The organism is Peribacillus sp. NPDC097225 (genome assembly GCF_044761955.1).
GTDB lineage: Bacteria > Bacillota > Bacilli > Bacillales > DSM-1321 > Peribacillus.
Genome location: NZ_JBIWDJ010000001.1, coordinates 210,656 through 230,649, shown reverse-complemented (window position 1 = coordinate 230,649; position 19,994 = coordinate 210,656). Strand labels below are relative to the sequence as shown.

At 39.9% G+C, this 19,994-nt stretch carries 21 protein-coding genes; all 21 read left to right on the top strand.

Annotation, left to right across the window (positions count from 1 at the left end; genetic code table 11):
- Window positions 1–5: 5 nt before the first annotated feature.
- The 21 genes from ACIQXH_RS01105 to ACIQXH_RS01005 all read left to right on the top strand — a co-directional run bounded on the left by ACIQXH_RS01105 (window position 6) and on the right by ACIQXH_RS01005 (window position 19,844).
- Window positions 6–1,058 (top strand): NAD(P)H-dependent glycerol-3-phosphate dehydrogenase, encoded by a 1,053-nt coding sequence (locus tag ACIQXH_RS01105; protein ID WP_402869184.1) that lies wholly within the window; start codon window positions 6–8, stop codon window positions 1,056–1,058.
- A 556-nt stretch (window positions 1,059–1,614) separates the two neighbouring features.
- Window positions 1,615–1,812 (top strand): DUF2768 domain-containing protein, encoded by a 198-nt coding sequence (locus tag ACIQXH_RS01100; RefSeq protein WP_402869182.1) that lies wholly within the window; start codon window positions 1,615–1,617, stop codon window positions 1,810–1,812.
- 16 nt (window positions 1,813–1,828) lie between these two features.
- Window positions 1,829–2,551 (top strand): hypothetical protein, encoded by a 723-nt coding sequence (locus tag ACIQXH_RS01095; RefSeq protein ID WP_402869181.1) that lies wholly within the window; start codon window positions 1,829–1,831, stop codon window positions 2,549–2,551.
- Window positions 2,552–2,779: 228 nt separating this feature from the next.
- On the top strand, window positions 2,780–4,258 hold the full coding sequence (spoIVA, locus tag ACIQXH_RS01090; protein WP_402869179.1) for a stage IV sporulation protein A: 1,479 nt from the start codon (window positions 2,780–2,782) through the stop codon (window positions 4,256–4,258).
- A gap of 498 nt (window positions 4,259–4,756) precedes the next feature.
- On the top strand, window positions 4,757–5,029 hold the full coding sequence (locus ACIQXH_RS01085; protein ID WP_318683240.1) for an HU family DNA-binding protein: 273 nt from the start codon (window positions 4,757–4,759) through the stop codon (window positions 5,027–5,029).
- 285 nt (window positions 5,030–5,314) lie between these two features.
- Window positions 5,315–5,881 (top strand): GTP cyclohydrolase I FolE, encoded by a 567-nt coding sequence (folE, locus tag ACIQXH_RS01080; protein WP_402869176.1) that lies wholly within the window; start codon window positions 5,315–5,317, stop codon window positions 5,879–5,881.
- A 21-nt stretch (window positions 5,882–5,902) separates the two neighbouring features.
- Window positions 5,903–6,148 (top strand): trp RNA-binding attenuation protein MtrB, encoded by a 246-nt coding sequence (gene mtrB, locus ACIQXH_RS01075; protein WP_402869175.1) that lies wholly within the window; start codon window positions 5,903–5,905, stop codon window positions 6,146–6,148.
- 238 nt (window positions 6,149–6,386) lie between these two features.
- Complete coding sequence (locus tag ACIQXH_RS01070; RefSeq protein WP_402986081.1) at window positions 6,387–7,211, top strand: heptaprenyl diphosphate synthase component 1; 825 nt, start codon at window positions 6,387–6,389, stop codon at window positions 7,209–7,211.
- Window positions 7,212–7,214: 3 nt separating this feature from the next.
- Window positions 7,215–7,931: a demethylmenaquinone methyltransferase gene (locus ACIQXH_RS01065; RefSeq protein ID WP_402869172.1), complete on the top strand. Its 717-nt coding sequence runs from the start codon at window positions 7,215–7,217 to the stop codon at window positions 7,929–7,931.
- A gap of 28 nt (window positions 7,932–7,959) precedes the next feature.
- A complete protein-coding gene (hepT, locus tag ACIQXH_RS01060) occupies window positions 7,960–8,922 on the top strand; it encodes a heptaprenyl diphosphate synthase component II (protein WP_402956690.1) in 963 nt (320 codons plus the stop codon).
- 96 nt (window positions 8,923–9,018) lie between these two features.
- The gene (gene ndk / locus ACIQXH_RS01055) at window positions 9,019–9,465 is read left to right on the top strand and encodes a nucleoside-diphosphate kinase (RefSeq protein WP_402869169.1); all 447 of its coding nucleotides are present in this window, start codon (window positions 9,019–9,021) and stop codon (window positions 9,463–9,465) included.
- A gap of 183 nt (window positions 9,466–9,648) precedes the next feature.
- Window positions 9,649–10,422, top strand: coding sequence for a CheR family methyltransferase (locus ACIQXH_RS01050; protein WP_403121857.1), 774 nt, complete (start codon window positions 9,649–9,651; stop codon window positions 10,420–10,422).
- A gap of 287 nt (window positions 10,423–10,709) precedes the next feature.
- On the top strand, window positions 10,710–11,882 hold the full coding sequence (gene aroC / locus ACIQXH_RS01045) for a chorismate synthase (protein WP_403121855.1): 1,173 nt from the start codon (window positions 10,710–10,712) through the stop codon (window positions 11,880–11,882).
- 2 nt (window positions 11,883–11,884) lie between these two features.
- Window positions 11,885–12,964: a 3-dehydroquinate synthase gene (gene aroB, locus ACIQXH_RS01040; protein WP_402869164.1), complete on the top strand. Its 1,080-nt coding sequence runs from the start codon at window positions 11,885–11,887 to the stop codon at window positions 12,962–12,964.
- Window positions 12,965–12,986: 22 nt separating this feature from the next.
- Window positions 12,987–13,379 carry a chorismate mutase gene (gene aroH, locus ACIQXH_RS01035; protein ID WP_402869162.1) on the top strand — a complete coding sequence of 131 codons (393 nt, stop codon included), beginning with the start codon at window positions 12,987–12,989 and terminating at the stop codon, window positions 13,377–13,379.
- Window positions 13,380–13,428: 49 nt separating this feature from the next.
- A complete protein-coding gene (hisC, locus tag ACIQXH_RS01030) occupies window positions 13,429–14,541 on the top strand; it encodes a histidinol-phosphate transaminase (RefSeq protein ID WP_403121851.1) in 1,113 nt (370 codons plus the stop codon).
- A 42-nt stretch (window positions 14,542–14,583) separates the two neighbouring features.
- Window positions 14,584–15,687: a prephenate dehydrogenase gene (locus tag ACIQXH_RS01025; protein ID WP_402869158.1), complete on the top strand. Its 1,104-nt coding sequence runs from the start codon at window positions 14,584–14,586 to the stop codon at window positions 15,685–15,687.
- A gap of 26 nt (window positions 15,688–15,713) precedes the next feature.
- On the top strand, window positions 15,714–17,000 hold the full coding sequence (gene aroA, locus ACIQXH_RS01020) for a 3-phosphoshikimate 1-carboxyvinyltransferase (RefSeq protein ID WP_402869157.1): 1,287 nt from the start codon (window positions 15,714–15,716) through the stop codon (window positions 16,998–17,000).
- 372 nt (window positions 17,001–17,372) lie between these two features.
- Window positions 17,373–18,641 (top strand): tetratricopeptide repeat protein, encoded by a 1,269-nt coding sequence (locus tag ACIQXH_RS01015; protein WP_402869155.1) that lies wholly within the window; start codon window positions 17,373–17,375, stop codon window positions 18,639–18,641.
- Window positions 18,642–18,670: 29 nt separating this feature from the next.
- Window positions 18,671–19,222 carry a ReoY family proteolytic degradation factor gene (locus tag ACIQXH_RS01010; protein ID WP_402869153.1) on the top strand — a complete coding sequence of 184 codons (552 nt, stop codon included), beginning with the start codon at window positions 18,671–18,673 and terminating at the stop codon, window positions 19,220–19,222.
- A 169-nt stretch (window positions 19,223–19,391) separates the two neighbouring features.
- A complete protein-coding gene (locus tag ACIQXH_RS01005) occupies window positions 19,392–19,844 on the top strand; it encodes a YpiF family protein (protein WP_402869151.1) in 453 nt (150 codons plus the stop codon).
- Window positions 19,845–19,994 lie beyond the last annotated feature (150 nt).

Here is a 19,994-nt window from a genome sequence, read left to right as displayed (position 1 = left end):
GTACAATGGTGAATGAAAAAGAAAGCATCGCTGTTATTGGTGCCGGTAGCTGGGGAACCGCTCTAGCCATGGTGTTAGCCGATAACCAGCATGAAGTGAGATTATGGGGACATAACCCGAAGCAGATTGATGAAATAAATGTAGAACATACCAATAATAAATATTTGCCAGGCATTGAGCTGCCATTGGGGATTAAGGGCTATTCCTCCATGGAGAAGGCTTTAAGTGGCATTGAAATCGTTATTTTGGCTGTTCCGACTAAAGCCTATCGTGAAGTGCTTGGGCAAATTGAAGCGGTTCACGATATTCCGTTAACGATTGTACATGTGAGTAAAGGTATCGAGCCAGATTCTCTACTTCGTATTTCCGAGATGATTGAAGAAGTCTCTTCGCCGGAATGGCTTAAAGATATAGTGGTCCTTTCTGGGCCAAGCCATGCTGAAGAGGTAAGTAAGCGCCATCCAACAACGGTTGCCGTATCATCTAAAAATATGAAAGCCGCAGAAAAGGTTCAAGACCTTTTTATCAATCATTCTTTCCGTGTCTATACGAACCCGGATTTGGTTGGTGTTGAAATCGGAGGAGCCTTGAAGAACATCATAGCTTTGGCTGCCGGAATAACGGATGGTTTGGGTTATGGGGATAATGCAAAGGCTGCCTTGATTACGCGTGGACTGGCGGAAATTTCTCGACTAGGAGTTGCAATGGGTGCCAATCCCCTTACATTTTCAGGTTTAGCTGGCATCGGCGATTTGATTGTGACATGTACAAGCGTGCACTCTCGGAACTGGAGAGCCGGAAATTTGCTTGGTAAAGGGCAAAACCTAGAAGAAGTATTAGAAAATATGGGTATGGTCGTTGAAGGTGTCAGAACGACTAAAGCAGCCTATCAGCTAGCTCATAAGTATGATGTGAACATGCCAATCACTGAAGCCCTATATCGTGTGTTATTTAATGGGGAAGAAGTGAAGAAGGCTGTTGATCTCTTGATGAACCGTTCAAAAACCAATGAAATGGAAGAACTTTTTAACATATTGGATAATAGACAGGAAAAATAATTCCATGGACTGTAAATCTGTTAAAAGAATTTCATTAAAATGGGCATTTGAGGATGCGAGTTACAAGGTATCAGCATACAATGCAACGAAAGTAAACTAGTAATTTGACCTCGGCACGGGGGATTTAGTCAAATGGCAGAAGATATCTTATTATCTTCTGCTTTTTTTTATGGAGAAATATCCTTCATATGTTCAAGTTTTTCCCCTGTCAGCAGTAAATGTTAACCAAGGGAACTCATCATCACTCGAATCGTGACTCCACAAGAGGGTTTTGGACGTGTGGAAGTGCCATTGTTTCTATTGGGCTATGAAACAATTCAAAACCATGTGTTGGCCTCTTTTCGGCTAAGTGAATGACTATAGCATCCTTCATGAAAAAAGTTGTTGCTGGGCTGTTATTTTGTCAAACTGGTTATTCTTTTCTTAACTTTTTAAACATTATTTTTAAACGAAAAAGCTAATTGAGCAATAATTTAAACAGTTTGGACAACGATTTAATACCTTTAACGTAATTTGGTATGTTATAATAATTTCTGGAAAAAGGAGTGAAGATGATATGACACCAGCTCTGCAAAAAATGTGGATATCCTTTATAGCGATGGGCTTTATGGTTATCTCTATCCTACTTATTTATGGAAGTCGTTATAAACTAAAAGGAATCTGGAAAGGCTTAACAGCAATTATTGCATACATACTTATGCTTCTAGCCGGCTTGATCATCCTTATCGTTGTTCTGAGCGGCCCAACCACTTAATAGGTGAGGAGATATGATGAGAAATTCTTTCAAAATATTATGTTTATTATGCATCTCTGGATTATTGACAGGCTGTTTGTATCCTCAGAAGCAAAAAGTTCAAAATCAATTACCATATAAAGAACAAATTCAATCTGTTCAAAGCGCTGTTGATCAATTTAAGGAAGACGAAGGCGGGATTCTTCCCATTGTGACGAAAGAAGCGGACACTCCGATTTATCAAAAGTATGTAATCAAGTTCACGAAAATCTCACCAAGGTATATGGCGGAACCGCCTGATAATGCTTATGAATCGGGAGGGGTTTTTCAATATGTCTTAGTGAACGTAGAGAACGATCCGACGGTGAAACTTTTGGATGTCCGGATGGCCCAGAAAATTCAAGATATTTCTTTACGGTTGCAGGCATATCAGCAAAGTAACGGGTATCCCCCTTATAAAGAGAGGATATCGGAAAATGTCTTTACGCTTGATTATAAAAAGATGGGTCTAAAGGAAGCACCAACTGTTACGAGCCCCTACTCACAAAAGGACCTTTATTTAGTGGTGGATGGGGATGGGAATCTTTATGTTGATTACACACCGGATTTATATGATGTACTGCAGCAGCATGATGGAAAAATCAAGACGGGAGAAGATATTCGGGAACTTCTTGTGGATAGTTCGGAATTCGTTCCAGCTTATTCACTGCCATATACCATCGATGAAAAAAGTAAAAGCCCAATATTTCTCACAAAATAGTCATAACCCTTCTTCTACAAAATATATTGTAGGGGAAGGGTTATTTCTTTATCTTCATTTTATCTTACTTTTAAAATAAAAACCCTTATATAAAATCTGTTGGTGGAGGAGTATGGGTACGGGAATAATCGGAATAAATTTTTCGGACAACATCATAGACATATAGTGTCCTAAACATGAGTAAATGGATAATCGTGATCCCAAAACGCTAATTCGGGAGGGGATACCTTGGAAAAGGTAGATATTTTTAAAGATATTGCTGAAAGAACCGGTGGAGACATATATTTAGGTGTAGTTGGAGCTGTCAGGACAGGGAAATCCACATTTATAAAAAAATTCATGGAGCTTGTTGTCATTCCGAATATACCGTCAGAAGCAGACCGAGCAAGAGCTCAAGATGAACTGCCGCAAAGTGCAGCGGGAAGAACAATCATGACGACTGAACCTAAGTTCGTGCCTAACCAGGCAGCCTCCATTCAGGTAGCGGAAGGTCTAGAAGTGAATATTCGATTAGTCGATTGTGTAGGGTATACAATACCTGGGGCCAAAGGGTATGAAGATGAAAATGGGCCCCGTATGATTCATACTCCATGGTACGAAGAACCGATCCCTTTCAATGAAGCAGCAGAAATTGGTACACGGAAGGTAATCCAGGATCACTCAACTTTAGGGATTGTGGTTACAACAGACGGGACAATTGGTGAAATTCCCCGCAGTGATTATTTAGAGGCCGAGGAAAGGGTCATCGAAGAATTGAAAGAGGTTGGAAAGCCGTTTATTATAGTCATTAATTCCGTGCAACCCCATCATCCAAATACGGTGGCACTGAGGGATTCTTTACAGGAAAAGTACGATATCCCTGTATTGGCGATGAGTGTGGAAGGGATGCGCGAATCGGATGTATACAGTGTGCTTCGTGAAGCTCTCTATGAGTTTCCGGTTCTTGAAGTCAACGTCAACCTTCCGAGTTGGGTAATGGTCCTCCGAGAAGACCATTGGTTAAGGGAAAGCTATCAGGAAGCGGTCAAAGAGACTGTAAAAGACATCAAACGTCTAAGGGATGTTGACCGGGTAGTCGGGCATTTTAATGAGTTTGAATTTATTGACCATGCTGCACTCGCGGGGATAGAAATGGGGCAGGGTGTGGCTGAAATCGACTTATATGCCCCAGATGAACTCTACGACGATATCCTGAAGGAAATTGTCGGTGTCGAGATACGTGGCAAGGATCACCTCCTATCCCTTATGCAGGACTTTGCATATGCCAAGGCCGAATATGATCAAGTAGCAGATGCTTTAAGGATGGTTAAGCAAACCGGATATGGTGTAGCGGCTCCATCTTTGAACGATATGAGCTTGGATGAGCCGGAAATCATTCGTCAGGGAGCCAGGTTCGGGGTCAGGTTAAAGGCGGTTGCCCCATCTATTCATATGATAAAGGTAGATGTCGAATCAGAGTTTTCACCGATCATTGGTACGGAGAAGCAGAGTGAAGAATTAGTCAGGTATTTAATGCAGGATTTCGAAGATAATCCACTCTCCATTTGGAATTCCGATATCTTTGGCCGAAGCCTAAGCTCATATGTTAGAGAAGGAATTCAGGTGAAACTAGCCATGATGCCAGATAATGCTCGGTATAAGTTGAAGGAGACGCTTGAAAGAATCATCAATGAAGGTAGTGGTGGTTTAATAGCGATCATTTTATAAGGAACCATATTAAATGGGACCAATTCCGTTCGTGGGATTGGTCTTTTTATTGTTAGGATTACATCAGTCCTTATAAGGGTAAAAAGAATCTGACCGATACGATTTTTTAGTAAGTTTTTAATGGAATCTCTAAAAACCCTAGTGTTATGGGATTTTCAGTGGGATTAGGAGTTTACTTTCTATAAAAAAGGGAAATGATGATTAGCGGGAGACAAAATTTATAAATTATACAATTTTTTATGAAAAGATTCCCATTATTTTTTGAATTCCCTTGCTAAGCGAATAGGATTTGTGATAATCTACATACAGAAAACGCGTTATAACAGCGGTTTCAACCTATTTTTAACTTAGCTGATGTGTCCTTTTGGAAAATTATTCAAGATAGGTTACACATGGTTAGCAGTAGGAAAAGTTCCCATTGAATTAAATATCAAATCACTATTATCGTGTTGTAATAATGATTTTTTATAAAGATCCTTTTGGGAGGAGGTGAATGGCATGAACAAAACAGAATTAATTAATGAAGTTGTTACAGCAACTGAAATTTCTAAGAAAGACGCTACAAAAGCTGTTGATGCTGTTTTTGATACAATCTTAGAAGCTCTAAAATCTGGAGATAAAGTACAATTGATCGGTTTTGGTAACTTTGAAGTTCGTGAACGTGCGGCTCGTAAAGGTCGTAACCCACAAACTGGTGACGAAATCGAAATTGCAGCTAGCAAAGTGCCAGCTTTCAAACCTGGTAAAGCACTGAAAGATGCAGTGAAGTAATTTTACCATTACATACGGGTGCTTAACCGACAAAAAGGGCCGCGTGCATACGCGGTCTTTTTTTGCTTCTTAATTTCTATCTATGCTATTATAAAAGGCAGTGAATACTGAAGAAAAGATAATATAATAATAAGTATCAATGAATGCAATGAATGGTACATGAATTATTTATTGATCTTTATACTGGTTAAAAGTCCTTTTGATGAAAGAACATTAAATGCCAGGCGTTTTGTCTTGTGTTTTTTTCTAATACATATTAGTTCAATTTAAATAGGGGGTAAGGGAATGGCAAATGTCGACCATGCAAAAATAGAAGAAGCGGTGAAGATGCTTCTTGAGGCAGTTGGGGAAGATCCTGGGAGAGAAGGGTTACTAGATACTCCAGCGCGCGTGGCTAGAATGTATGAAGAAATATTTTCAGGGCTGAATCAGGATCCAAAAGAATATTTCGATACGGTTTTTGGTGAAGATCATGAAGAGCTTGTTCTTGTGAAGGATATTCCTTTTTACTCGGTTTGTGAGCATCATTTAGTGCCTTTTTACGGGAAAGCCCATGTCGCTTACATCCCTAAAAACGGAAAAGTGACAGGCTTGAGTAAGTTAGCCAGAGCTGTCGAGGCGGTTTCAAAACGACCACAATTGCAAGAACGCATAACATCGACCGTCGCAAATGCGATTATGGAGAAGCTGGAGCCACATGGTGTGATGGTTGTAGTAGAGGCTGAACATATGTGTATGACCATGCGGGGCGTGAAAAAACCAGGGTCTAAAACAGTGACCTCAGCGGTGAGAGGGTCTTTTGCAAAGGACCATCGTACTCGGGCCGAAGTATTGGCATTCATTAAAGACTAAGGATATAGGGGGAGAATAGAAATGGACGAAAAATTCTCAAGTGATTTTGTAGTCATTAAAGCCATTGAAGATAGCGTAAACGTGATTGGGTTGACAAGAGGGACCGATACCAAGTTTCATCATTCTGAGAAGCTTGACTCAGGGGAAGTGATGATAGCTCAATTCACGGAGCATACATCGGCCATAAAAATAAGAGGACATGCAAAGATTTACACTCCCTACGGTGAAATGGAAAGTGAGTCAAAAAAGAATCCAACCGTGAAGTAAATGATTCTCACCTAAAAGGTTATTCCTCACCTATTTCACACATTTATTTAAGAAAACTTCTGCATCCAGTTGGTTAGAAAGAATAAAAGATATTCCTTCCCATTCAGGGATGTATCATTTTATAAACGTTGTTCATTTCAACTGATTGTTTTTATGGTATAATAATGTGTATTTTACACAGATAAGAAACGAATATGTATGAAAAAATTATCTTTCGGGGATGCAAAGGTGATCTCAATTGTTAAACATAACGAATGACTTAAGACAATTAAAACAAACGATAGAAACAAAGGCTCAACATCCTTATTTACTTAAATATATCCAAAAGCCATTAGTTGATGAAAATAAATTAATATTACTTTGGGGCTTGTTTAATGATCTGGACGTTTTAAACGAAGAGCGGAATCAATACATTGAATCGACCATGCTCGTTCAAATTGCTCTTGATACCCATGAAATCGTCTCTAATTCATTCGATGGGCCGGAAACGCCTCAGGTTTTGAAAAATCGGCAATTACAAGTCCTTGCAGGTGATTACTACAGTGGCCTGTATTATCAGGGGCTAGCGAGTATCGGAAACATTGAGATGATCCGCGTACTTTCAAGTGCGATAAAGAAAATCAACGATAATAAAATTATTCTTTATCAAAAATGCATAAGCGATCTTCCTACACTTCTAAATACTCTAAAGGCAATCGAATCCTCGCTTGTTTATAAAATGGCCGAATATTATAAACGACCTGATTGGATGGAGATTTCGGAAGACCTGCTTCTTTTAAATCGACTGCAGACTGAAAAGACAAACTATTTGCTTACTGGCCAATCGATTGTCTTTGATAACATGAGAAATATCATCGATGAAGGAAAGCGTAATGACGTCCATTCATCAGAAAAAGAAGAACGAGTAAAGATTGAAATAGATAGATGTCTAAGAGATGTAAGTAAAGCTGTAGAACTTTCCTCTCGGAATGTAACAAAAAAAAATGAAGAAATCTTACAAAGAGTGAGCGAGATACTTAAGCAAACAAAGAATCAAGCGAATTCATGTGTGAAAGAAGGTTGAGCCATGGAACAGTCTAAAGAGCAAAAAGTTCATCATGTTTTTGAAAAGATATACGGAAATTATGACAAGATGAATTCCCTCATCAGCTTTAAGCAGCATCTAAAATGGCGAAAGGCGACCATGGATATCATGAAAGTCCCAAAAGGCGCCCATGCACTCGATGTATGCTGTGGAACGGCGGATTGGACCATTGCGCTCGCTAATGAAGTCGGACCGGAAGGAAAAGTAATAGGGTTGGATTTCAGTAAGAACATGCTGAAAATTGGCGAACAAAAAGTCAAAGATCTTAAATTGGATCATGTTTCTCTTATGCATGGTAATGCAATGGAACTCCCTTTTGATGATAATAGCTTTGATTACGTAACGATTGGCTTTGGCCTTCGGAATGTGCCAGATTACATGCAAGTCCTTAAAGAATTAAACCGAGTGGTAAAGCCTGGGGGAATGGTCGTTTGTCTCGATACTTCGCAGCCAACGATGCTAGGTTTTAAACAGGGCTATTATTTTTATTTTCGTTTTATCATGCCGGTTTTCGGCAAGTTGTTCGCTAAAAGCTATAATGAATATTCTTGGCTTCAGGAATCTGCACGCGATTTCCCGGGTATGAAAAAACTTGAAAGTATGTTTAAGCAGGCAGGCATGGAAAAAGTGAGTTATAAAGCGCATTTTGGTGGCGTTGCTGCAACACATTTCGGATATAAGCCTTTAAATAAAGCATAAAAGCAATGGACAAAGCTGGGTGGAATTTATGAAATATAGAATGATGTATTCCTTCTTGAATACAGATTTGCAATTAATTGAAAAAGAATTAGAAGCGGCAATTATAGCGGATTCCACGGTTTTGCGGGAAGCTTCACTACATTTACTGCAATCAGGTGGAAAACGTATTCGCCCGGTATTCGTCCTTTTAGGGGCGAAGTTTGGCGATTATGATATCCATGTAGTCAAGCATGTTGCAGCGACATTGGAACTGATACACACGGCTTCACTCGTACATGATGATGTTGTAGATGATGCGGATTTACGCAGAGGGTCTGCCACTATTAAATCGAAATGGGACAATCGTGTTGCCATGTATACCGGCGACTTCATTTTTGCAAGAGCACTGGAAATGATGGCAGTGATTGAGACCCCGCTTGCACATAAGATTCTCGCGGATACCATGGTCGAATTGTGCCTTGGGGAAATAGAGCAAATTAAGGATAAATACAATTTCAATCAAAACTGGCGAATTTATCTTCGAAGGATAAAGAGAAAAACAGCGTTACTCATAGCTTCAAGCTGCCAGCTCGGGGCGATTGCTGCCGGTGTTGATGAAAAAATCCATCAAAAGTTATTTAGATTTGGTTATTATGTTGGCATGTCTTATCAAATAACAGATGATATCCTGGACTTCACTGCATCTGAAGAAGAATTGGGTAAGCCGGCAGGCAGTGATTTGATACAGGGAAACATCACCTTACCCGTTTTGATTGCAATGGAAGACCCAATGCTTAAAAAGCTAATCGAAACGGTTAGGGAAGATATGTCCAAAGAAGATTTATCGAAAATCATTACAGCTATCAAGTCTTCAGGTGCCATTGAACAAGCGGCTAAGATAAGTGACCTTTATTTAGAAAAGGCTTTCTCGGAATTGAAAGGACTTCCCGCCATAAAGGCGAGGAAGACATTATCTGACATAGCAAAAAACATCGGAAAAAGGAAGTTTTAAAGCTTGCAGTTGCGAAACTGGACAAACCATGGTAGTATTCTAAAAGGATTGCCTTATAAAGGCAAATAACTATGATACATATTAGGAGTGACAATTATGGAAAAAACATTTTTAATGGTAAAGCCTGACGGCGTTCAACGTAATTTAATCGGTGAAATCGTTTCTCGTTTCGAAAAGAAAGGCTTCCTATTAGCTGGAGCAAAATTAATGGTTATCTCTCAGGAATTAGCTGAGCAACATTACGGAGAGCACAAAGAACGTCCTTTCTTCGGCGAATTAGTGGACTTCATCACTTCAGGCCCTGTTTTCGCAATGGTTTGGGAAGGTGAAAACGTAATTGCAACTGCTCGTCAAATGATGGGTGCTACTAATCCTAAAGATGCTGCAGCAGCTACAATTCGTGGCGACTTCGCAGTTACTGTAGGCAAAAACATCATTCACGGATCAGACTCAGCTGAAAGCGCTGCACGTGAAATTGGTTTATTCTTCAAAGAAGAAGAACTAGTTGAGTATTCAAAAATCGCTAACGAATGGGTTTACTAATTAGGTAGGTAAGAATATAAAAGCGGGTTTTGTCGAATGATTCGACAGAACCCGCTTTTTTTGTATCTTTGCAGTTATTGAAATTAAAGGCGTAAAGCGGCATTATTATTTAAAGAATCCCAAGCCCACTCCGATATAAAGAGAAGAACGACATAAATCAATAAGTTCGGGGGAGTCACAGCAATGCCTCAAGAATATGAAGAGTTTATTCGCAATATTAAAGTGTTGACAGGCATTGATTTGTCATTGTACAAGGAAGGGCAAATGAAACGTCGTCTCACCTCTCTGTATGAGAAAAGAGGGTATCGATCATTCCGGGAATATTTTAAAGACATTCAGTCCAATTCTAAAGTATTAAATGAGTTTTTAGACAGAATGACGATTAATGTTTCGGAATTTTATCGGAATGCGAAGAGATGGGAAGTTTTAGAGAAAAAAGTCCTGCCTTCCCTCTTAGCCAGCAAAAAAAAATTAAAAATATGGAGTGCTGCCTGTTCAACCGGTGAAGAGCCATATACAATTGCGATGATTTTATCGAATCTTGTTCCATTAAGCCAAATTGAAATATTGGCAACGGATTTAGATGAAAACGTAATTGCCCGGGCCAAAATGGGGGTGTATCCTGAGCGTTCTTTGAATGAAGTGCCAGATGATATAAAGAACAAGCACTTTAAAAAAGAAGATGATTTTTATCGTGTTAAAGATGAAATTAAGCGAACAGTCACCTTTAAGAAACATAATCTACTTGCAGATCGATTTGAACAGGGTTTTGACTTAGTCGTCTGTCGAAATGTCTTGATTTATTTTACTGAAGACGCAAAATGTCTTTTATATGATAAATTCAGTGCATCTTTGAAAAGTGGTGGTGTCTTTTTTGTGGGGAGTACAGAACAGATTTTTAATCCGGGAAAATATGAATTTGAAACCATAGACACATTCTTTTATAAGAAAAAGTAAATAGATTTACGGTATAGAGGGCTGAATGGAACATTCAGTTCTCTTTTCTATATACGTTATTGGACTAAAGGGCCATTTTTGGTAAGCTGAGAGAGAAGATGGGGGTGAAATGTTAGCTTGGGAAAGATTAAACTATATCGAAATTGTTTGAGAACATGTAAAATAATAAAAGAAAAGTGTTGAAATATAAAGAAATAATGATTTTGCTTTAACTGTATTCCCACTTTTCATAAAATTGTGTTATATTGATACATAAATCCTTTAAAGTGCTAAAAGGGGGCAGGAAAATGAGATATTTAACAGCGGGAGAATCACATGGTCCGCAGCTAACTACTATTATTGAAGGTTTACCAGCGGGTATGCCAATTACAAATGAGGATATTAACAAAGATTTGGGTCGCCGGCAAAAAGGGCATGGCCGAGGAAGAAGAATGCAGATTGAAAAGGATCAAGCCTTCATATCTTCTGGAATCAGACATGGTTACACGTTGGGATCACCGATCGCATTGGTAGTCGAGAATGACGATTGGAAGCATTGGACCAAGATCATGGGAAGTGAAGGTCTATCAGAGGAAGAAGCTGAAGAGATCAAACGCAAAATTACGCGTCCACGTCCAGGTCATGCAGACTTGAATGGTGGCATTAAATACGGTCATCGTGATTTACGGAACGTTTTGGAGCGCTCATCGGCCCGCGAAACGACCGTGCGTGTGGCAGCAGGTGCAGTAGCTAAAAAATTACTGGCTTTGTTAGGAATTGAAGTGGCATCACATGTACTTGAAATCGGTGGTATAAAGGCTGATCCTCCTAAATATGAGTCGATTCAGCAGTTACAGCATGTGACGGAAGAATCATCAGTCAGATGTTTTGATAAGAATGTCGAGCAACAAATGAAGGATGCCATTGATGATGCTAAACAAAAGGGAGATTCAATCGGCGGCGTTGTGGAAGTCATTGTTGAAGGAATGCCAGTGGGCGTTGGAAGCTATGTTCATTATGACCGTAAACTCGATGCTAAGCTTGCAGCGGCAATTATGAGCATTAACGCTTTTAAAGGTGTCGAGATAGGTATAGGATTCGAAGCGGCTCATCGATTCGGTAGTGATGTTCATGATGAGATAGCTTGGGACAAGGATAAGGGCTACTATCGGAAAACGAATCGCCTGGGTGGTTTTGAAGGCGGGATGACGACTGGTATGCCGATTGTTGTACGTGGTGTCATGAAACCAATTCCGACATTATATAAACCGTTGAAAAGCGTTGATATCGATACTAAGGAAGTATTTGAAGCAAGTGTGGAGCGCTCTGATAGCTGTGCTGTGCCAGCTGCAGCCGTGGTTGCCGAGGCAGTAGTGGCCTGGGAACTTGCGACGGCAATCGTGGAACAATTTCCTTCAGACCGCTTTGATCGATTGGAAGAATACATAAATTCTTATCGGGAAGAAGTAAAGGAGTTTTAACGATGGAATCCATACAAATTAAAACGGCTTCCAAGCAATACCCGGTTGTAATAGGCAAGAATGCGATTCGTGAATTATCCGATTTCATTTCCAATGAATATAGTCATGTAAGCAAGATTTTAATCATTACGGATGAAAAAGTAGCAGAATTGCATTTACAGACAGTCAAAAGCGCTTTAATTAAGACGGGAAAACCGGTGTTGCACCATGTTGTTCCGGAAGGGGAGCATGCTAAGACATTTGACGTATTTTACGAGTGCCAAAGCTACGCCTTATCCCAACGGCTTAATCGGAAGTCAATGATTATTGCTCTTGGCGGTGGTGCAGTCGGCGACCTAGCTGGATTTGTTGCGGCCACTTTTATGAGGGGAATCCCGTTTATCCAGATCCCGACGACTTTACTTGCGCATGATAGTGCTGTTGGTGGCAAGGTTGCCATCAACCATCCACTAGGAAAAAATATGGTTGGTGCCTTTCACCAGCCTGAAGCGGTCTTTTATGACCTTGAATTTTTACATACGCTTCCATTACAAGAGTTACGTTCGGGTTTTGCCGAAGTAATTAAGCATTCCTTGATTGCTGATGAAGACTTTTACCGATGGTTAAGGTTGAATATTGTGGATCTCACCAATGTAACGGATGAGCAATTTCTAATCATGATTACAAAAGGGATAAGCATAAAAGCATCCATCGTAGAAAAGGACGAAAAAGAAACGGGTATCCGTGCCTATTTAAATTTTGGTCATACACTTGGTCATGCTATTGAAGGCTCTATGGGATATGGTAACTTTACTCATGGCGAATCCATTTTAATAGGAATGGTCTACGCCCTGAAATTAAGTCAGAAGAAACAGGATCTGGATTTTAACCTTAACGAGTTCATACAATGGGTTTCCTCTTTAGGTTATCAAACAACTATACCTCAGCAGCTTGAAAAAGAAGTATTGCTCCATTTGATGAAAACTGATAAAAAGTCCGTCCATGGCGGTGCCACATTTGTCTTGCTAAAACAATTGGGTTCTCCTGTGTTAATGGATATGGAAGATTCGCTACTGTTAGAAGAAATGACTGATTTAATGTGATTGAAGAATGGGGGAATCGTGTGTGATTAGAGGAATAAGGGGCGCAACAACCGTAGAAAATGACACAGAATCAGAAGTGATTTCTGCTGTTGAACTACTGTTGGAAGAAATTATTCGAAAAAACGATATTGAACCTGAAATGGTTGCCTCCGTATTTTTTTCTGCAACGGATGATATACGCTCCGTCTTCCCTGCCAAAGCCCTCAGGAAATTTGAAGGGTGGACATATGTACCGGTCACTTGTATGCAAGAAATTCCTGTGATAAATTCTTTGCCTTCCTGTATAAGAGTGATGCTTCATGTAGAGACGACGAAATCGCAGAGAGATATTGAGCATGTATATCAAGCGGGTGCCACTGTTTTGAGGCCGGATTTAACTAAAAAATTAGAATTCAAGAAAAAAGATATGGTATAATATTTGTACACTTTGTTGCTTTAAAGTAGTAAAAATAGGGGTGAATGATATGAAATGGAATGAAGCGGTCCTTTCCTTGAAATCTTATCAACCGGGAAAATCAACCGATGAAGTGAAGAAAATGTATGGTCTTGAAAAAATAGTGAAACTTGCTTCAAATGAAAATCCGTTTGGGTGTTCCGAAAAAGTTAAAGATAGCATAAAAAATGCAAGCCATTCTTTCGCTATTTACCCTGACGGATATGCAACCTCGCTTAGAGAGGCCGTTGCTATACATACAGGTGTTAAAGAGACACAACTTATTTTTGGGAATGGATCAGATGAGAATATTCAAATAATATCAAGGAGTTTGCTTGGAGCGGGAAAAAACACTGTTATGGCTACGGGGACTTTTTCACAGTATCGACATAATGCCACCCTTGAAGGGGCGGAAATTAGAGAAGTGCCGCACATTGACGGAGCTCATGACCTAGAAGGTATGCTTAATGCTATTGATGAAAACACATCTGTTATTTGGATCTGTACACCTAATAATCCGACAGGAAAATACGTTCCCGAACCTGATTTAATTGCATTCCTTGAAAAAGTTCCGGAAGATGTACTTGTTGTTTTAGATGAAGCCTATAGTGAATATGCAGTGGCTGAGGATTATCCGAGAACCAATCAATGGATCAATAAATATAAGAATCTGATCATACTTCGAACATTTTCAAAAATATACGGTCTTGCCAGCTTTAGAGTTGGATACGGATTGGCTGATGAAGACATTATCCAGAAGCTTGATCCATCGCGTGAACCATTCAATGTGAATACATTCGGACAAAAGATTGCCGTCGTGGCATTAGAGGACCAGGCCTTCATAGAAAAATGTAGGACGGAAAACCAAAAAGGTCTACAACAGTATTATGAGTTTTGTGAATCGGAAAATCTCTCATATTATCCATCTCAGGGTAATTTTATTTTCATTCATTTCAATCATGACGCTGATGCAGTATTTCAGTTTTTATTGGAGCGGGGATATATCGCAAGATCAGGTAAGTCATTCGGTTTCCCAAATAGCGTCCGTGTGACGATTGGGTCGACGGAGGAAAATGAAGGAATGATTCGTGCTATTAAATCATTCTTGACTGAAGTAAGTTTGCCTTCTAATTCAATACATTAATTTCATCTAGGTTAGAGGACTAAAGGAGCGGGGGAGAGAAGAGTGAAAGGAAAGGTTTTCGTAATTGGCCTCGGACTAATTGGTGGATCGTTGGCCATGGCTATCCGCCATGCTCATCCTGACGCTGTAATTGTTGGTTATGATTTAAACGAAAAGAATTTACAACTAGCCACCTTATTAGGAATCATTGATGATTCCGTATCTTCTCTTGAAGCTGGCGCCTGTGATGCCGATTTAATCTTAATGGCGGTCCCCGTCAATGAAACGGTCCGGACTTTAGCGGAATTAGCTCATCTGGACTTAAAAAGGGATGTCATCATATCGGATGCTGCAAGTACGAAAACAACCGTTGTGAATGCGGCCAGCAGCTTGATCAATAGAGGTTACACCTTCATAGGGGGCCATCCAATGGCTGGTTCCCACAAGAGTGGAGCGGGGGCAGCCAAATTGCACTTATTTGAGCACGCGTTCTATTTACTTACTCCAGAGGAACATGTCGAGGAAGAAAGAATAGAGCAGTTAAAACAATGGTTAAGTGGCACAAGAGCTAATTTTTTGGTAGTTTCACCTGATACCCACGACAGAATTACAGGAGTGATCAGTCATTTTCCACATATCATCGCCTCAGGCCTTGTCAAACAGGCGGAAGCATACAGTCAGGAGAATGAGCTGATTTCAAGGCTTGCTGCAGGAGGCTTTCGTGATATTACTAGAATAGCTTCCAGTAATCCCGAAATGTGGCGTGATATTTTATTACATAACCGTGAAGTGCTATTAGTGTTGATGAATGATTGGTTAAGGGAAATGGAATATATCAAAGAACTTGTAGCCAATGAAGATAGCGAAGAAATTTTTCGTTTCTTTACTGATGCCAAGGTATATAGGGATGACTTACCGAGCAATATGAAAGGTGCCATTCCGGCGTTTTATGATTTATATGTTGATATACCAGATTACTCAGGGGTCATTTCAGAGATTACTGGTTATTTGGCACAGGAAGGAATCAGTATAACGAATATACGAATCATCGAAACAAGGGAAGAAATATATGGCGTACTAGTAATCAGCTTCCAGACAGAGGAAGACCGTATTAAAGCTGCTGATTGTGTGGCGAGGCATACTGATTATGAAACGATTCTGGCATAAAATAATACATGGTGAAGGATGGTTGTATGAAGACAAAAAGGTTGCCAACGAACATTCAATCTTTGCGTGGAACGATCGCTGTACCGGGGGATAAGTCTATCTCCCATCGATCTATTATGTTTGGAGCGCTAGCTGAAGGGGTTACGGAGGTTACTAATTTTTTACCTGGTGCGGATTGCTTAAGTACAATCTCCTGTTTCAAGCAGCTTGGCGTGAGCATAGAACAAGAGGGTCAGCTAGTCCGTATAGAGGGGAAAGGATTCAATGGGTTGACTGAGCCTCGTGAAGTCCTGGATGTCGGAAATTCTGGAACTACGATTCGATTGATGCTAGGTATCTTGGCTGGACAAGACTTTTCTGCAGTCCTCGCTGGTGATTCCTCCATTGCTAAACGGCCGATGACAAGAGTGGTGAATCCCCTCCGTGAGATGGGAGCGCTCATAGACGGACGTAAAGACGGCGAATACACGCCCCTTTCCATAAGGGGAGGGCAATTACAAGGGGTTCGCTATCAATTGCCTGTAGCTAGTGCCCAGGTCAAATCTGCTATTATCCTTGCGGGGCTACAAGCTGAAGGAGAAACGATCATCGTGGAGCCGGAAGCGACACGAGACCATACTGAACGGATGATCCAACAATTTGGTGGAAAAATTGAAAAAGACGGTCAAACGATTAAAGTAAGTGGCAATCAGTTGTTCAAAGGAACTACAATACATGTGCCTGGCGATATTTCTTCGGCTGCATTCTTTATGGTAGCTGCAGCGATTACAAAAAATAGTGAAGTTGTTTTAAAAAACGTAGGCCTTAATCCCACAAGAACAGGCATTATTGAAGTGATGAAGGCAATGGGAGCGGATATAACGGTCGATTTACATTCTGGAGAAGGTGAACCCGCAGGAGACGTTACTGTACGGAGTTCCCAATTAAAAGGGACGACGATCAGTGGTGATTTGATTCCTCGTTTAATTGACGAGATTCCGGTCATTGCTCTCCTAGCCACTCAAGCGGAAGGTATTACCACAATCAAGGATGCTAGTGAGTTAAAGGTAAAAGAGACGAACCGGATAGACACGGTGGCCAATGAGCTTAAAATCCTGGGAGCGGATATAACGCCGACTGCAGATGGTTTGATTATTAGTGGGCGTAAATCCCTTCAGGGAGGGACGGTCACGAGCCATGGAGATCACCGCATTGGAATGATGCTTGCAATAGCGGCATTAATTACTAATGGGGATGTTCAGCTGGAAGACCCAGGAGCCATTGATGTTTCGTATCCGGAATTTTTTGACCATTTAACATACTTGATTAAGTGAATTGAAAAAAGTTTGCAGATATTTTGGTGCTGCAAACTTTTTTTATTTTTTTGTTTTTTGCTCCTATCCCTTTGTAAGCGTTGTCAAAATAACGTTTTATGAAATATAACGGTGGGGACTGATGATAAAGGTCCGATTAATCAAAAAGGAGATTCTCCTTTCCATGGAGAATTAGATAGTAACCTTTTTTTATGAAGAATGGGGGGAACTACATCAATGGAATTACCGGGCTGCAGTATGGTAAACTAAATATTACTGTTTTTACTAAACATCTTCACGATCCGTTTCATCCTTTTTATGACAGGAAAGTTGACGTTTTGCGTGATGTTGTTTGTCTAGAGACTAAGTTTATGCAAAAGGAAGGAAGCAGCTATGAATATAGTAGAACAAGTTATTCAGTATTTAAAAAAAGGGGAATTAACAGAAGCTCTTAAACATATAAATCGAATTAAATCATCAGAGTCGGCAGAGGACATCTTATTGTTGGCTGAGGAAATGTTCCAACTTGGGTTTGTCGAGGAAGCTAAGGATCTTTTTGAGCATCTACTGGCACTGTATCCAGACGAGGGCGAGTTGATTGTTTCTTTAGCAGAAATCCTTATCGATATGGATCAAGAAGATGAAGCCATGCTGATGCTTGAAAAAGTCAGCCCGGAAGATGAGGTCTATCCAAGTGCCCTATTACTAGAAGCAGACCTTTATCAATTACAGGGGATGAGCGAGGTCAGTGAAAGGAAATTGTTGCAGGCTAAGGAATTATTGCCGGATGAGATCATCATTGATTTTGCACTAGCTGAACTATTTTATCATCAAGGAAGAGACCAGGATGCCATTGCAAATTACATAAAGGTATTAGAACGGGAACATGAAATTGCAGGGGTGAACGTCCATCAGCGTCTTGCGGAAGCGTTGAGTAGTTCGGGGAAATTCGAGGAGGCCCTTCCTTACTTCGAGAAGGCCTTAGATGGTAGCGTCGAAATCAATACGCTATTTGAATACGCCTTTACTGCCTTCCAAGCTGGTCTATATGAAACTGCCGTGCGCAAGTTTATCGAACTGAAGGAAATAGACCATGAGTACCATTCCCTCTACTTATACTTAGCAAAAAGCTATGAACATCTAGAGGATCTTGATAAGGCTTTGAATACGGTTAAGGAAGGCATCAAGGCAGATGAGTTCAATAAGGAACTATATTTCTTCGGTGGTAAAATCGCCTTGAAAAGCGGTTTGGAGGATGAAGCGGAAAACCTATTCAAAGAGGCTTTGGCAATCGATCCCGGCTACTTAGAAGCTGCCCTTACCCTACTGAAGCTCTATATGCATAATGAAAGGTATGAAGATATTTTAGAATGCATTGGTGAGGTAAGGAGATATGGCGAGGATGATCCACAGTTTGAATGGATAGCTGCTGTCTGTTATCAAAAAACAGAGCAATATAAAGAGTCATTAACCAGCTATGGTAAAGCATATAATTCTTTCAGAGACAATCCGGATTTTCTGGAGGATTACGGTTTCTTTTTAATTGAAGAAGGAGACAGCGCTACTGCTAGAGAAGTATTTAACAAGCTGCTCGTAATAAATCCGGCAAATGATGAATATGCGATGATTTTGGAACGTTTAGGTGAAAGTTCAGGGCTATAAAAAAAATAGTAAGACAGAGGAGGGAATTCATGGTGGCTACCCCTGTTTCTGTAAATGAGAAAAAGGATTTTATTCGGTGGTTTTTAAATCATTATCAACTTAAAAGAAGAGAATGTGTTTGGATTTTAAATTATCTAATGAGTCACGACCAATTAATGAAAAAGGTCCATTTTGTAGAGAATGCACAATATTGTCCCCGTGGTCTTATCATGTCTACCCATTGTGTGGAGGAAGTGCCTTTCAGATTTTATAAATCCAATATCATGACAACCGATGCAGAGAAATCTTTTCATGATATTCGATTGAATCGGGATGAGGATATCTATATCCAGCTAAATTTCAAATCAGCTTATTCGTCTTATCAATACGCCGCAGTATTGGAAAATAACCCGTTCATGCCAAAATCAACAGCCGCTAATGAAAAAGATCAGCTACTTGCTGAGCAGTTTTTAGAGAAGAGTATGCTTCATTTCGAGAGAGACCGAATACTCAAGGCAATCGATGAAGCGTTGGATAAACATGATGAACAAGCTTTTAAGGATTTAACGGAACAACTCAATCAACTAAAAGTACTGGGATAAATTGCAAAGACCTTTCCTGAAGCAGGAAAGGTTTTTTATTTTTATTTTTTTAAAAAATATGGTTAAAAACTACATTTTTATGAATACTAGGGGTATATGGTAAAGATATTACGATAAATGGTACAATGAAAAGGAGTTGATTCGATAAAGTGGGAGTGGAGTAAAGAATATGAAGTGGTCAGCAAAAGAATTGGATATGTATATCCATGCAAAAGAGTTTGTGGATACGGCATTAATACCATTGGTTCCCCTCTCTTTTGGAGAACAAATGAAACAGTCCGGTTCGAATAACGAATTCATTACTATTTTGAGTATGGAAATCGAAAAGCAAATGAAGGGCAGAATGCTTTTAATGCCAACATTTCACTACCTAAGTGATGAGGAGGACAAGCTTTCCATTCTAAAGCGTTGGTCTGAAAAACTGGAAGCAAACAACTTTAAGCATGTATTTTTCCTTACATCGGATATCGAGTGGAAAAAGAATGAATTGGAATTGGAGCATCATTTGGTTTGGATTCCTGCCATCCCGCTTGAAAATTTAGAAAATGCCCAAGCTAGGGCTATGATTAGCCAACAAGTCAATCAAATTCTAGACATATTTACTCATTACTGGAAAAGCTAATAAAATAAGGGTTTTTTTCATTTTTTGACACATAGTTGCCACCTTTTGGGTTTTACAAATATTGACCTTGGGAAATTATTGATATATCATGGAAATGTCCTAGTTTTATAGTGTTGCTATTTAGTGGTCCAATGGGCTCTCAATATAGTA

What these genes read in the sequence shown, in the direction of transcription:
- ACIQXH_RS01050 (WP_403121857.1), top strand. Translation starts at nt 9,649, where the DNA reads ATGCCTCAAGAATATGAAGAGTTTATTCGCAATATTAAAGTGTTGACA.
- ACIQXH_RS01010 (WP_402869153.1), top strand. Translation starts at nt 18,671, where the DNA reads ATGGTGGCTACCCCTGTTTCTGTAAATGAGAAAAAGGATTTTATTCGG.
- hisC (WP_403121851.1), top strand. Translation starts at nt 13,429, where the DNA reads ATGAAATGGAATGAAGCGGTCCTTTCCTTGAAATCTTATCAACCGGGA.
- folE (WP_402869176.1), top strand. Translation starts at nt 5,315, where the DNA reads ATGGCAAATGTCGACCATGCAAAAATAGAAGAAGCGGTGAAGATGCTT.
- ACIQXH_RS01085 (WP_318683240.1), top strand. Translation starts at nt 4,757, where the DNA reads ATGAACAAAACAGAATTAATTAATGAAGTTGTTACAGCAACTGAAATT.
- ACIQXH_RS01015 (WP_402869155.1), top strand. Translation starts at nt 17,373, where the DNA reads ATGAATATAGTAGAACAAGTTATTCAGTATTTAAAAAAAGGGGAATTA.
- ACIQXH_RS01100 (WP_402869182.1), top strand. Translation starts at nt 1,615, where the DNA reads ATGACACCAGCTCTGCAAAAAATGTGGATATCCTTTATAGCGATGGGC.
- ACIQXH_RS01095 (WP_402869181.1), top strand. Translation starts at nt 1,829, where the DNA reads ATGAGAAATTCTTTCAAAATATTATGTTTATTATGCATCTCTGGATTA.
- ACIQXH_RS01105 (WP_402869184.1), top strand. Translation starts at nt 6, where the DNA reads ATGGTGAATGAAAAAGAAAGCATCGCTGTTATTGGTGCCGGTAGCTGG.
- ndk (WP_402869169.1), top strand. Translation starts at nt 9,019, where the DNA reads ATGGAAAAAACATTTTTAATGGTAAAGCCTGACGGCGTTCAACGTAAT.
- mtrB (WP_402869175.1), top strand. Translation starts at nt 5,903, where the DNA reads ATGGACGAAAAATTCTCAAGTGATTTTGTAGTCATTAAAGCCATTGAA.
- aroB (WP_402869164.1), top strand. Translation starts at nt 11,885, where the DNA reads ATGGAATCCATACAAATTAAAACGGCTTCCAAGCAATACCCGGTTGTA.
- hepT (WP_402956690.1), top strand. Translation starts at nt 7,960, where the DNA reads ATGAAATATAGAATGATGTATTCCTTCTTGAATACAGATTTGCAATTA.
- aroA (WP_402869157.1), top strand. Translation starts at nt 15,714, where the DNA reads ATGAAGACAAAAAGGTTGCCAACGAACATTCAATCTTTGCGTGGAACG.
- ACIQXH_RS01065 (WP_402869172.1), top strand. Translation starts at nt 7,215, where the DNA reads ATGGAACAGTCTAAAGAGCAAAAAGTTCATCATGTTTTTGAAAAGATA.
- ACIQXH_RS01005 (WP_402869151.1), top strand. Translation starts at nt 19,392, where the DNA reads ATGAAGTGGTCAGCAAAAGAATTGGATATGTATATCCATGCAAAAGAG.
- aroC (WP_403121855.1), top strand. Translation starts at nt 10,710, where the DNA reads ATGAGATATTTAACAGCGGGAGAATCACATGGTCCGCAGCTAACTACT.